This is a genomic window from Kurthia sp. FSL E2-0154 (assembly GCF_038003625.1).
GTDB lineage: Bacteria > Bacillota > Bacilli > Bacillales_A > Planococcaceae > Kurthia > Kurthia gibsonii.
Window position 1 is genome coordinate 1,717,317 of the sequence record NZ_JBBOPO010000001.1, and the last position, 12,684, is coordinate 1,730,000.

At 38.7% G+C, this 12,684-nt stretch carries 9 protein-coding genes, 20 tRNA genes, 2 rRNA genes and 1 riboswitch (1 of these 32 cut by a window edge); of the genes, 2 read left to right on the plus strand and 29 right to left on the minus strand.

Annotated elements, in window-relative coordinates; translation table 11 throughout:
* Complete coding sequence (locus MHB75_RS08405; protein WP_340998601.1) at window positions 1-1,098, minus strand: carbohydrate kinase; 1,098 nt, start codon at window positions 1,096-1,098, stop codon at window positions 1-3.
* A 149-nt stretch (window positions 1,099-1,247) separates the two neighbouring features.
* Window positions 1,248-1,347: riboswitch (TPP riboswitch) on the plus strand.
* Between the two features lie 111 nt (window positions 1,348-1,458).
* Between MHB75_RS08405 and MHB75_RS08410 the strand changes: the two genes are divergently transcribed.
* Together MHB75_RS08410 and MHB75_RS08415 are read left to right on the plus strand one after the other, a co-directional pair.
* On the plus strand, window positions 1,459-2,211 hold the full coding sequence (locus MHB75_RS08410; protein WP_141274624.1) for a 3-oxoacyl-ACP reductase: 753 nt from the start codon (window positions 1,459-1,461) through the stop codon (window positions 2,209-2,211).
* Window positions 2,212-2,242: 31 nt separating this feature from the next.
* Window positions 2,243-3,547 (plus strand): NtaA/DmoA family FMN-dependent monooxygenase, encoded by a 1,305-nt coding sequence (locus MHB75_RS08415; protein ID WP_340997084.1) that lies wholly within the window; start codon window positions 2,243-2,245, stop codon window positions 3,545-3,547.
* Between the two features lie 61 nt (window positions 3,548-3,608).
* On the opposite strand, the gene menB is transcribed toward MHB75_RS08415, so the two are convergent.
* From menB to MHB75_RS08555, 28 genes are all read right to left on the minus strand, one after another.
* Entirely contained in the window at window positions 3,609-4,427 is an 819-nt protein-coding gene (gene menB, locus MHB75_RS08420) for a 1,4-dihydroxy-2-naphthoyl-CoA synthase (RefSeq protein WP_068451610.1), read from the minus strand.
* Window positions 4,428-4,445: 18 nt separating this feature from the next.
* On the minus strand, window positions 4,446-5,267 hold the full coding sequence (menH, locus tag MHB75_RS08425) for a 2-succinyl-6-hydroxy-2,4-cyclohexadiene-1-carboxylate synthase (protein ID WP_141274622.1): 822 nt from the start codon (window positions 5,265-5,267) through the stop codon (window positions 4,446-4,448).
* Window positions 5,255-6,982: a 2-succinyl-5-enolpyruvyl-6-hydroxy-3-cyclohexene-1-carboxylic-acid synthase gene (gene menD / locus MHB75_RS08430; protein WP_340997089.1), complete on the minus strand. Its 1,728-nt coding sequence runs from the start codon at window positions 6,980-6,982 to the stop codon at window positions 5,255-5,257. Before menD ends, menH begins: the two co-directional genes overlap by 13 nt.
* Window positions 6,972-8,360, minus strand: a complete 1,389-nt coding sequence (locus MHB75_RS08435; protein ID WP_340997090.1) for an isochorismate synthase — start codon at window positions 8,358-8,360, stop codon at window positions 6,972-6,974. Before MHB75_RS08435 ends, menD begins: the two co-directional genes overlap by 11 nt.
* 97 nt (window positions 8,361-8,457) lie before the next feature.
* Window positions 8,458-9,396: a dipeptidase gene (locus tag MHB75_RS08440; RefSeq protein WP_340997091.1), complete on the minus strand. Its 939-nt coding sequence runs from the start codon at window positions 9,394-9,396 to the stop codon at window positions 8,458-8,460.
* Between the two features lie 283 nt (window positions 9,397-9,679).
* Entirely contained in the window at window positions 9,680-10,258 is a 579-nt protein-coding gene (locus MHB75_RS08445) for a D-alanyl-D-alanine carboxypeptidase family protein (protein ID WP_340997092.1), read from the minus strand.
* Between the two features lie 248 nt (window positions 10,259-10,506).
* Window positions 10,507-10,578, minus strand: a tRNA-Glu gene (locus tag MHB75_RS08450).
* Between the two features lie 4 nt (window positions 10,579-10,582).
* Window positions 10,583-10,673: transfer RNA gene (locus tag MHB75_RS08455), tRNA-Ser, on the minus strand.
* Window positions 10,674-10,676: 3 nt separating this feature from the next.
* A tRNA-Asn gene (locus MHB75_RS08460) sits at window positions 10,677-10,753 on the minus strand.
* A 10-nt stretch (window positions 10,754-10,763) separates the two neighbouring features.
* Window positions 10,764-10,840 (minus strand) — tRNA-Ile (locus MHB75_RS08465).
* 4 nt (window positions 10,841-10,844) lie between these two features.
* Window positions 10,845-10,918, minus strand: a tRNA-Gly gene (locus MHB75_RS08470).
* 5 nt (window positions 10,919-10,923) lie between these two features.
* Window positions 10,924-10,999 (minus strand) — tRNA-Phe (locus MHB75_RS08475).
* Between the two features lie 30 nt (window positions 11,000-11,029).
* A tRNA-Asp gene (locus tag MHB75_RS08480) sits at window positions 11,030-11,106 on the minus strand.
* Window positions 11,107-11,115: 9 nt separating this feature from the next.
* Window positions 11,116-11,192, minus strand: a tRNA-Met gene (locus MHB75_RS08485).
* A gap of 34 nt (window positions 11,193-11,226) precedes the next feature.
* Window positions 11,227-11,319 (minus strand) — tRNA-Ser (locus MHB75_RS08490).
* Window positions 11,320-11,343: 24 nt separating this feature from the next.
* Window positions 11,344-11,420 (minus strand) — tRNA-Ile (locus MHB75_RS08495).
* 11 nt (window positions 11,421-11,431) lie between these two features.
* A tRNA-Met gene (locus MHB75_RS08500) sits at window positions 11,432-11,505 on the minus strand.
* A gap of 27 nt (window positions 11,506-11,532) precedes the next feature.
* Window positions 11,533-11,608, minus strand: a tRNA-Ala gene (locus MHB75_RS08505).
* Window positions 11,609-11,630: 22 nt separating this feature from the next.
* Window positions 11,631-11,707 (minus strand) — tRNA-Pro (locus MHB75_RS08510).
* Window positions 11,708-11,711: 4 nt separating this feature from the next.
* A tRNA-Arg gene (locus tag MHB75_RS08515) sits at window positions 11,712-11,788 on the minus strand.
* Between the two features lie 26 nt (window positions 11,789-11,814).
* Window positions 11,815-11,903, minus strand: a tRNA-Leu gene (locus MHB75_RS08520).
* Window positions 11,904-11,908: 5 nt separating this feature from the next.
* Window positions 11,909-11,983, minus strand: a tRNA-Gly gene (locus tag MHB75_RS08525).
* Between the two features lie 49 nt (window positions 11,984-12,032).
* Window positions 12,033-12,117 (minus strand) — tRNA-Leu (locus MHB75_RS08530).
* Window positions 12,118-12,133: 16 nt separating this feature from the next.
* A tRNA-Lys gene (locus tag MHB75_RS08535) sits at window positions 12,134-12,209 on the minus strand.
* A 4-nt stretch (window positions 12,210-12,213) separates the two neighbouring features.
* Window positions 12,214-12,289: transfer RNA gene (locus MHB75_RS08540), tRNA-Thr, on the minus strand.
* Window positions 12,290-12,298: 9 nt separating this feature from the next.
* A tRNA-Val gene (locus tag MHB75_RS08545) sits at window positions 12,299-12,374 on the minus strand.
* A gap of 11 nt (window positions 12,375-12,385) precedes the next feature.
* Window positions 12,386-12,501 (minus strand): 5S ribosomal RNA (rrf, locus tag MHB75_RS08550).
* A 130-nt stretch (window positions 12,502-12,631) separates the two neighbouring features.
* Window positions 12,632-12,684 (minus strand): 23S ribosomal RNA (locus tag MHB75_RS08555) (it continues 2,877 nt past the right edge of the window).

The following is a 12,684-nucleotide window of genomic DNA, read 5'->3' on the forward strand; positions in this document are numbered from 1 at the left end:
TTAATCCTCCAGTTCTTGTTCTAACGATTGTTTTGTTAATTCAGGACGTACAGTAAACTTAGATTCAAGCGTATTTTTCGCATTGATTAATCCTGCTTGAATCGTCTGTTCAAATGTGTACTTCTCTAACCAAGCATGTACAACTGCTGAGACGAATGCATCTCCTGCGCCTGTAACATCCTCAATTTGATTTGCTGCTCGTGCTTCAAAATGTGTTGGCATCAAGTTCTTGTTTGCAGCATAAACTCCCTTTGCGCCAGCTGTAATTACGACATTTTCTACGCCCATCTGAGCGATTTCTTGAATTGCTTGTAAATAATCTGCTTCTGATGTAATCGTACGATTTGTTAATGTTTCGGCTTCATCTGTATTACAGATGAACCATGTAACGCCTTCTAATGTTGTTGGCATACGGTTCATCTTTGGAGAAGATACCGGCACAATAATAAGAGGTACTTCTCTCGTTACTGCAAATTGTTGAATATAATCAACTGTTTCTTTCGGACAATTCAAATCAACTATAATTGCCTGAGCAGTTGATAAAACATGTTCATGCTTCATTAGAATTTGTGGTGTTAATGCATCATAGACGTCCATATTCGCTGTTGCCATAACCAATTCGCCTTGTTCATCCATAATGGCTGTGTAAGAACCTGTTGAACATTGTTCCAACTGCTCGACTTCTTCTAAATGAATAAAAGCATTCGAAGCTGCAACAATTGCTTGCCAATCAGAATCTTTTCCAGCAGTCGTCAGTAAACTCACTTGATGTCCAAGTCTTCCCAAGTTTTCAGCAATATTTCGCGCTACGCCGCCTACACTTTCTGTAGATGTTACAGGATTTGATGTCCCCATCTGAACCTGTCCCTTCAAATGAAGTTTTCGGTCCATATTGGCTCCACCAATACATATAATTTTGTTTTCTTTTGGCAACACATACGCTCTCCCTATAATTTTACCCTTTTTCACTAACCCCGATATTAAGTTAGCTAGAGCCGGTCTCGACATTTCTAATTTTTCAGCCATCTCTTGTTGCTGCATAAACGGGTTTTCCTTAATGAGTTGAATCAGTGCTTGTTCTCTCTCCGTCAATGTCATCACCCTAAGTTTTATTTGTTTACATCATAAACAAAATTAAGTTATATGTCAAATGTTTATAAAAACAAACTTTTGTTTATTATCGTTATAAATAATAAACAAATTTGACAATATAAACCTTATAAGTTAGTATTCAATGTAACTTAATAGGTCTACACTAGGGGTGTTATTTAACTGAGATGAGTCCTACTCAAACCCTTTGAACCTGAACTAGTTAATACTAGCGTAGGAAAGTGTCAATTCTATACATACTGAAAAAAGTCTATACTTTTTTGTTATGCAATGATTTGTTATACACAACTTTCCTACGAAGGTTGTGTATTTTTTTAAGTTAAAATAAATTAAGAGGAGTTGTTTTGAATGAAAAAAACAGTAGTAGTCACAGGTGGGAGTAGAGGGTTAGGTGCAGTTATTGTCAAAACACTTGCACAACAAGATTTTCAAGTTGTCATTAATTATTATCAAAGTAAAGAAGCTGCTGAAAAATTAGTAGCTGAAATTGGTGAAGACAAAGCGATTGCTATTCAAGCTAATGTAACGAATCGACAAGAAGTCGATCAATTAATGAACATGGCAACAGAACACTTTGGTCAAATAGACGCTGTTGTAAATAATGCATTAATCGACTTTAAATTTGATCCGATTAAACAAAAATCTTTCAAAGACCTTTCTTGGGATGATTATCAAAAACAGCTGGATGGTACGTTAAAAGCGGCATTCAATACAAGCCAGAGTGTAATTCCGCAATTTATTGAAAGAAAAAATGGTAGCATTATTAGTATTGGTACTAATTTATTTCAAAATCCTGTCGTACCCTACCATGAATACACAACTGCTAAAGCAGCTTTGATTGGTTTCACACGTAATCTCGCTTCAGAATTAGGCGTTTATGGCATCCGAGCAAATGTTGTTTCAGGAGGTCTTTTAAAAACAACAGATGCCAGTGCTGTTACAACACCTGAAGTATTCGATTTAATCTCTCAATCTACACCTTTAAGAAAAGTAACCACACCACAAGATGTTGCCAATATGGTAGCGTATCTATGTTCCGAAAAAGCACATGGAATTACAGGACAGAACTTTACAGTAGATGGTGGTTTAACAATGAACTAATCTCTATCCAAAATAAATCGAGGTGTAAATCATGTTAAAAACTACAGAAAAACAGTTACATATAGGTGTTTTACTATATGGTTGTGGTCATCATCAAGCAGCTTGGCTAATGGACAATTCACGCATTGAGGATATTGGAAGTATCTCTTATTATCAAGAATTAGCTCAACTAGCGGAAAAAGGATTGTTAGACGCTGTATTTTTTGCAGATCATCATGCTTTTCCAGCAAATGATGCACAAGTCATGCCTGCATTTTGGTTTGATCCACTAATTAACTTAACAGCTATTTCTCAAGTAACCCATCATATTGGTTTAGTTGCCACTATTTCAAGTACTTTTTCTAATCCCTATACAGCTTCTAGACAGCTATTAAGTTTAGATCATCTTACCGAAGGGCGCGTAGGTTGGAATCTCGTTACATCAATGAGTGACAATGAAGCTCGTAATCATAGTATGGAGGCATTACCACCCCATAATCAACGCTATGAAAAAGCTGAAGAGTTTTCGATACTTATGGATCAGCTATTTTTATCTTGGGATGCTTGCGATTTCGTCCATAATCGTGAAGAAAATAAAATCATCAATACTTCAAATATTCACTCTTTTAATCACAGTGGTCATTATTTCCAAGTTGCAGGTCCTTCTACTGTACCAAAAAGTCCACAAGGTGCACCGGTCAAAATGCAGGCAGGTGCTTCAAAACAGGGCGTTGCTTTAGCGGCTAATCATGCGGAAGTAGTCTATTCAGTCTCATGGAATCTCAAGCAAGCTAAAAATTTTCGACATAAATTAAATGACGCAATTGAAAAATCATCTAACTCTAAGAAACATATTAAAATTTTACCTGGATTAGTAACATATGTAGGTCATACACATGAAGAAGCTTTAGCTAAAAAAAAAGCTATAGACCAAGCTCTCCCAATTGAAGTTGCTTTAAAACAATTAAGTTCATTTATTCAGCAAGACTGCTCAAATTGGAATGTTGATGAAAAGGTCCCTCCATTACCTCCTGTAGAAGCATTCAATGGACCTGTGGGACGCTACGAAACGATTCTAGAAATCATTCGTGATACTGATCCAACTGTGAAAGAATTACTCGGTTACTTGAATGCTGGTGGTGGACATTGTACATTGATTGGTACACCACAGGAAATTGTTGATCAAATGGAGATATGGTTTAAGGAAGGCGTAGCTGATGGATTTAACCTTATGCCTCCAATATTACCTGATAGTTTAGAAGATTTTGTTGACATGATTGTTCCTGAAATGCAAAAAAGAGATATTTTTAGAAAAGCTTACACAGAGCATACATTCCGCGAACGCATGGGATTATGATAATAAAAAAGTAGCGTAAACCATCCAAAGGTCTACGCTACTTTTTATAATTATTTAAGTTCTATGGGAAACGTGGGAACTGACCGAAGTCTGGTTGACGTTTTTCTTTGAATGCATCGCGACCTTCTTTTGCTTCATCTGATGTGTAGTAAAGAAGTGTTGCGTCACCTGCAAGTTGTTGAATACCTGCTAGACCGTCTGAATCTGCATTGAACGCGCCTTTTAACATACGAAGAGCCATTGGTGAAAGTGCAAGCATTTCTTCACACCATTTCACTGTTTCGTCTTCTAACTGCTCGTAAGGTACTACTGTATTAACTAAGCCCATATCAAGTGCTTCTTGTGCATCATATTGACGGCATAAGAACCAAATTTCACGTGCTTTTTTATGACCAATAATACGTGCTAAGTAACCTGCACCGTAACCACCGTCAAATGAACCTACGCGAGGACCTGTTTGACCGAAGCGTGCATTATCAGCTGCGATTGTTAAGTCACAAACAACGTGTAATACGTGTCCGCCACCGATTGCATAACCTGCTACCATCGCAACAACTGGTTTTGGAATTTTACGAATTAATGTTTGTAAATCTAATACGTTTAGACGTGGAATATTATCGTCACCTACATAACCACCGTTACCACGTACTTTTTGGTCACCGCCTGAACAGAATGCTTTTTCGCCTTCACCTGTTAAGATGATTGCACCGATTTTCGCATCATCACGCGCACGTGTGAAAGCATCAATCATTTCAGCAGTTGTTTTTGGACGGAATGCATTACGAACCTCTGGACGGTTAATCGTAATTTTTGCGATTCCATTGTATGATTCATATTTAATGTCTTCATAGACATGTTCTGTTACCCATTGACGAGTCATTATGAACTCCTCCTACTATTATAGATGTAATTGCTCTTTTACTATTGTAGCAAAAGATTGTGGATTTTCCACATGAATTGCATGCCCAACTTTTGGTACAACAATTTGTTGAGCATTTGGAAATAGTCCCTTCATCTGCTCAGAGATTGTTATAAACTTCAAGTCAAGCTCTCCATTTAATAATACCACATTTTTCTCGAATTTTGACAACTCCGACCAATATGAATTTTGTTGCCCTGTTCCCATTCCACGTAAACTGTTCGCTAAACCAATCTCTTGTTGATTCAAGCGTTCCTGTCGAATCGCATGTTGCTTTTCTTCAGATAATAACTTTTGTGTTTGGAATAACGGGATATCTTGCCAATAATCAACGAAATCCACGATACCTCGCTGTTCAATTCGATCTGCCAGTAAATGATCCAACTGAATACGCTGCTCTCGCTCTTCAATTGTTTTTAAACCTGGTGACGCATTTTCTAAAATTAGCGTATGAATACGTTGTGGATAATTCATTGCATAAGCTAACGCCACACGTCCTCCCATTGAATAACCAATTAAATCGAATTGTTCGATTTGTTTCCATTCAAAGAAGGCTTCTAATATTTCAACTTGTTCTTGCATAGAATAATAGCGCAATAACTTCGGTGCATCCGTCTGACCATGTCCAACTAAGTCAATCGTAATCAGACGATGTGTAGCAGGAAGTTGTTCAATCACTTCATCCCACGTGCGTGTACTACCTGTAAAGCCATGTAAAAAGACAATTGTTTGCTCTTGTCGGGCATTATGTACTTCATAATGTACATCAATGCCACGTATATTCGTTATTACACTTGCCATAATTGATTAAGCTCCTCATTCATGCCTGCCCATAGTTTACGATGTGTGACAACATTCTCTTCACGATTCGTTTGTACTTCAATGATTCGAAGATTTTTTTCTTTCGGTTGTTGTAAAACAGACTTAAATTCTTCCTTCGTATGAACATGCTCATACTGTGCATCATACATACGTGCCAATTCTTCAAAGCCAAGCCCTGTAGGTGTACCAAATAATTGTTCATAATGTGCTTCAATAGATGATTGTGCTAAATAAGAGAAAATACCGCCACCATCATTATTCATCACAATAATCGTTAACTGTGTATCTTGATAACGACTCGCAAGCAAACCATTCGCATCATGTAAAAATGCTAAATCACCAATTAATAAGTACGTGTCGCGCATCGTACCTAATTGTGCGCCAATTGCAGTAGATACAACACCATCAATACCATTTGCACCACGATTCGCAAATATACGAATATTACGTTCAGTTTGATAGAAGAATGTATCTACATCACGTATTGGCATACTACTGCTCACAACTAAATCACTTTGATCTGGTAAACATTCAAACAGCGTTCCTGCCAGTGCACCTTCATCATGCTCTTGAGCAATATAGGCTTTGACATGTTGACATGCAATTTCATTTGCTCGTGTAAAGATTTGTTGATATTCCACATCATAGTTCATCTCATCTACATTAAAATCAGACATCCAAGAATCGATTTCTGCTTGAATGTGTGTAGTTGTAACACCTAACGGATCTCTAAATAAACTATCTTCATCTACTGTAATAAAAGTACGAGGTTTCACGGCTTTTAAAAATAGTGTTAGCGGCTTTGAAACAGGCTGCGCACCAAATCGAATGACCGTATCTGGATGCATGTTCTTTTTAAATACATCATTTTTTAAGATACTATCATAATGTTCGATCACATAATGCTTACAGTCATTTGGCACTTGGGTACGTAGCTGCGATAAACTTTCAACTAATACAGGCCACTTTAATGTACGAATAAATGACCAAACTTCGTTTAAATCTGTACCTTCTGCTAATTCCCCCATTACAACAAAACCTTTTCTAGCTTGTTGAATAGCCTCTTTCCAAAATTGTAGTGCATCATTACTTGGTACGAGTTTCGCAGTAAATGACTGATGAAAAGTTGGCTTTGGTAATTCATCTTGAAAATCAATCAAAAGCGGTTCTCTAAAAGGAATATTTAAATGTACAGGTCCTTTAGGAGAAGCCATCGACACAGTTGTAGCGCGTGCAATATGACGTTCAATATGAGGCAGTGTCGCTTCATATTCGTCTGGAATTGGTAAATCAACAGACCATTTCACATGATGTCCATATAAGTCCGGTTGATTAATCGCTTGCGGTGCTCCGACGTCGCGCAGTTCATGCGGACGATCTGCTGTTAAAATAATAAGTGGAACTCGTGCATAATATGCTTCTACAATCGCAGGAAAGTAGTTGGCTGCTGCTGTCCCTGATGTACAGAGTAACACAACAGGCTTCGCCTTTGTTTTCGCCATACCTAGCGCTAAAAAGGCTGCTGAGCGCTCATCTACTTGTCGAACTACGTTAAACTCTTTAGAAGATGCAAACCCATAAGCAAGAGGTGTCGAACGTGATCCTGGACTTATAACAACATCGGTTACGCCAGACTCTGCTAATGAGCCGATGATTCGATAAACATAATCCGATAGAATTTGCTTATTCATCATTCAACTTTCCTCCTAATGTACGTAACATCGGTCTAAACTTCACCAATGTTTCCTCGTATTCACTTTGTGGTTCAGAATCTGCTACAATGCCGCCGCCTGCATATAAATAAGCTTTTTTATCTTGTAATAATGCTGAACGAATCGCAACAGCAAACTCACCGTCGCCATCTGCGTTAAGCCAACCAATTGGTGCTGCATATACACCACGATTCATCGGTTCATACTGGCGAATCATCTCCATCGCAACTTCACGTGGTGACCCTCCAAGCGCAGGCGTTGGATGTAATTTTTCAACCATTTGTAAGATTGTCGCATCTTCTTTTAAAATACCTTCAATTGGCGTATGAAGATGCTGAATATCACGAATCTTTAATAAATCTGGATGATTTGGTAACGTATACTGTTCACACGTTTCTTTAAATGAATTTGAAATCATATCTACAACATACTGATGTTCTTGTAAATTCTTCGTATCATTTAAAAGAATACGTCCAAACTCCTCATCTTCTTGAACCGTTGTACCACGTCGAATTGAACCCGCTACACAAGATGAATACGCTTTTTTATGATTTACAAAAACTAGTCGCTCAGGTGTGGCACCTAAAAACAAGTCTTGCCCTTGCTCCTGTGCAAATAAATAACTTTCTGGTTGTTCTTCTGAAAGTTGCGCTAATAAATTCGACGTATTTACTTCTTTGTCAAACGTCAGCGCAAGTGAGCGCGCAATCACGACTTTATCTGCTTGTTTTGCTTTGATTTGATTTGTTACTTGTGTAATAGATTGAAGATATTCCTCTTTATACGGTTCTTCTGTTAATACAACATGTGGTTTGATATACGTCTTTAATGTACGTCCTTTCGCTTGTTCAAGCAATGCTTCTCGTTCTTCTCGTGCAAGCTCAATATCTTCATCTGTAATGACTTCATCTGATACAAGATGCGTGTTCATATAAAAACGTCCATTTGACTCTACTAATTGGTGTTTTGCCAGTGCGAAATTCGCATGCGAAAAATTCGCCCATTCATCCGATACACCTTTTTTCGGATCAAAGGTAAAGCTACCAAATAGAATGGGTTGTTGTTTAATTCCTTTTAACGATGTTGAATGAATCAAATGCTTCCATGCTTTTTCAACATCTTCATAGCGAGCATCTGCATCATTACTTTTAATTGTATAAGCATGACCTAGCCCAACTAAAGTGAAATCTTTATCTTTGTTTTGCCAATAAAAACATTGTCCCTTAAACTTTTCTTCGCCGATTTCAAAAAATACTAAAGTAGATTGTGTTTCTAACTCTTTCGACTCAATATAAAAGTGGACTGTCGACTGATCAGTTTTACTTAGATCGCCGTTTATCGTCGACAATTTACGATTCATCAAAATTACCTCCGTCAGTAGATTCTAAATCTACTCGTACATACTTACTTCATATACTATCATACAACTTTATAAGCTATTCAGCACATAATAAATCCTAGCTTCTTTCGATTTTAGAAATAAAATGTTGAAAGTTTTCAGCTGCAATTCCTTTTATTTCTTCTGTTGTAAAAATACCCTCTAATGCTTGTAAAAGATTCGGTATTTCCTCTGTTCTCGTCAGATTTTCAACATACAAATCAATTCCCTCAAAATCTGAGCCAAGACCAACTCTAGATGGTGTGATAATTTTAGCAAGATGTTTAATATGCTTTACTAAGTCATCAATTGTCACAGATGCTTCATTGCTAATAAAAGGAGGATAGAATACACAATGTACATGCCCACCTTTTTCAGCAACTGCTCTTAATTGTTGATCATATAAATTACGTGGATGATCTTGAATAGCACGTGCATTTGAGTGACTAGCAATCACATACTTTGCTTCTTGCAACGTATCCCAAAAACCCTGTTCATTTAAATGCGATACATCGATAATAATGTGATGTGCATTTAATAAAGCAATGACTTCTCGACCAAAAGGTTTAATCCCCATTGCTGGATTCTCTTCAGCGCCATAAGCTACTGCATTTTCATGATTCCATGTTAGACCGCATAATAAAATGCCTGCATCTATAAATGTTTGGAGTTTTCGCAGATCTGAACCAATTGCATCGCAGCCTTCTAAACTTAGAACAGCACCGATTTGATTTGGTTGTAATTGTTGTAGTTGTTTCCAATCTGTAATGTGTACCATTTCTTCATAAGGTGTTATGATTTCCTGATGAAAAATTTCTACTTGGCGAATCGCTTCTAAGTATCGTTGATTTTCATTTAGTGTATCGTCTATAAAAATCGCAAATACTTGTAATTTCGTATTTGTCTTTTTTAATTGTTCTAACGTTACTTCTAGTTTCTCATTGTTTTTAAAAGAGATTGGTGCTTCTGCTTGTGATAATGTATAAAGAACGTCACAATGCAAATCAATTATTTCCATTCTTACACCTCGTTTTACTATTCCATTACTTTAACTATATAGATGTTTTAGACATTGTTCTAGTAAATATAAGAAAAAAGTCAAAACAATATCGTTCTGTAACGACATCGTTTCGACTTTTATTAATAGCAGAATATAATGTTGTTGCATCTACAATGTGCATTGGTTCTCCACTTGCAGCCCCTTCCCCTTTTTATTAGCAACTGAAGCAAGTGACAAATCACTCTCTAATGTATATCCTGTTTTTTCACCTACAAATGTAAAAGAACACTTTTATTAGAGTTTATTTTATTAAACAGTGTGCTTGAGAATGAAAACCCTTGAGGACGTAAATACGTTTTTGAACACCATACTGTTTAGCAGAGAAGATTTCTTTAAATGTTATGTTTTTCATTCCATATTGAAGCAACTTCATTAAATCATATGCAGTTAAATAATGATTACCATGATGGAGACCTTCAACATTTTCAAAATGAGTTTGATTCATATCAAGTTCTTTTAGCTTCTCATTCATTAAATGAACGAAGTTTTTTTCATCACCTACAACATATTTTGCAATAGCTAAAGATGCATCTGCTCCTGAATGTAACATAACACCATAAAGTCTATCTTCAACTCTCACTTTTTCATTAGGCTTAAATCCAACAATCGAAGCGTTTGTTTGTTGAATATAATCAAAAATTGAATTCGGAACGGTTACTTTATTTTGTAAATTCGGAATATTCTCTAATGCAACAGTAACAGTCATTAATTTAGTTAAAGAATCTGGATAAGCTCTTTTTTCAGCTTCTTTTGCATAAAGTACTTGATTCGTATTTAAGTTAATTAAAAGAGCTTCTTTACTTTTAATATTCTTTTTCAAGGTATTTTTATTTTGAATAAGTAGCACTTTATTTTCTTCTTCTATATTTTTTTCATAACAATCGGTATGGTTTTTTCATTGGCAAATAACTCCTGAACTTGCATTATGGCAATAATGCATCCAGATAAAATAACCGCTGTTACTTCATATATTCAATTAATACTAGATATTTGTTAGAATACCCGACCAAATAATTTAAAAAACAAAAAAATAATCGATTGCATATAATATGCAATCGATTATTAGTATGACCCCTACGGGATTCGAACCCGTGTTACCGCCGTGAAAGGGCGGTGTCTTAACCGCTTGACCAAGGGGCCAATATGGCGGAGAAGGAGGGATTTGAACCCTCGCGCCGGTTGCCCGACCTACACCCTTAGCAGGGGCGCCTCTTCAGCCACTTGAGTACTTCCCCATATGGCTCCGTTGGCAGGACTCGAACCTGCGACCCTCTGATTAACAGTCAGATGCTACTACCAACTGAGCTACAACGGAATCATATAAATGGTGGGCCTAAATGGACTCGAACCATCGACCTCACGCTTATCAGGCGTGCGCTCTAACCAGCTGAGCTATAGGCCCATTTTGGAGCGGGTGAGGAGAATCGAACTCCCGACAACAGCTTGGAAGGCTGTGGTTTTACCACTAAACTACACCCGCAATCATGGTGGGTTTGGACGGAATCGAACCGCCGACACTTAGAGCTTCAATCTAATGCTCTACCAACTGAGCTACAAACCCATGATTGTATTTATGTATATTTTGTAAAAATGGCGGTCCGGACGGGACTCGAACCCGCGACCTCCTGCGTGACAGGCAGGCATTCTAACCAGCTGAACTACCGGACCATTTTTAATTGGTTGCGGGGACAGGATTTGAACCTGCGACCTTCGGGTTATGAGCCCGACGAGCTACCGAACTGCTCCACCCCGCGATAATAATATTTATATTGTATGGTATGGCTAATATGGAGGAGGAAGAGGGATTCGAACCCCCGCGCGGTTTGACCCGCCTGTCGGTTTTCAAGACCGATCCCTTCAGCCAGACTTGGGTATTCCTCCGAGATAGTATATAAAGTTCTTACTTGGTGGACCTTGCAGGACTCGAACCTGCGACCGGACGGTTATGAGCCGTCTGCTCTAACCAACTGAGCTAAAGGTCCTTTAGGTAATATGGCGGCCGAGGGGATCGAACCCCCGACCTCCCGGGTATGAACCGGACGCTCTAGCCAGCTGAGCTAGGCCGCCATAATAATATTGGTTAAAGTTTTAAATTGGTGGAGCCTAGCGGGATCGAACCGCTGACCTCCTGCGTGCAAGGCAGGCGCTCTCCCAGCTGAGCTAAGGCCCCAATATAATGGGTATGTTGTTAATGGTCGGAATGACAGGATTCGAACCTGCGACCCCTTGGTCCCAAACCAAGTGCTCTACCAAGCTGAGCTACATTCCGGAAATGGTGCGCCCGGCAGAAGTCGAATCCACAACCTTCTGATCCGTAGTCAGACGCTCTATCCAATTGAGCTACGGGCGCAAAAATAATATACGGTTTTTAAAAAATGGTGCCGAGGGCCGGAATCGAACCGGCACGGTGATCACTCACCGCAGGATTTTAAGTCCTGTGCGTCTGCCAGTTCCGCCACCCCGGCATATTTGGAGCGGAAGACGAGGTTCGAACTCGCGACCCCCACCTTGGCAAGGTGGTGTTCTACCACTGAACTACTTCCGCAATATGCTTAGATATTTTTATCTGACAGTTATGAAATTATAAGAAACTATGGTGCGGGTGAAGGGAGTCGAACCCCCACGCCTTGCGGCGCTAGATCCTAAGTCTAGTGCGTCTGCCAATTCCGCCACACCCGCATAGTAAATATTAAAGTGGTGAGTCATGCAGGATTCGAACCTGCGACCCTCTGATTAAAAGTCAGATGCTCTACCAACTGAGCTAATGACTCAAAATGGTGCCGGCGAAAGGAGTCGAACCCTCGACCTACTGATTACAAGTCAGTTGCTCTACCAACTGAGCTACACCGGCATATTTTGATGGTGGAGGATGACGGGATCGAACCGCCGACCCCCTGCTTGTAAGGCAGGTGCTCTCCCAGCTGAGCTAATCCTCCATTATATAACAGCCCGGCAGCGTCCTACTCTCACAGGGGGAAACCCCCAACTACCATCGGCGCTAAAGAGCTTGACTTCCGTGTTCGGCATGGGAACGGGTATGACCTCTTTGCTATCGCCACCAGACTATTTTCTTAAGATTTCTCTTAAGGACAAGAATTATTATATCAGTTTAACGAGTGAATGTCAATCGTTTTTCTAAAATAATTTTTATTCTTTCAAAACTGGATAAACGGTTCATTGAAACACAATTGTTTTGGTTAAGTCCTCGATCGATTAGTATTCGTCAGCTCCATATGTCACCATACT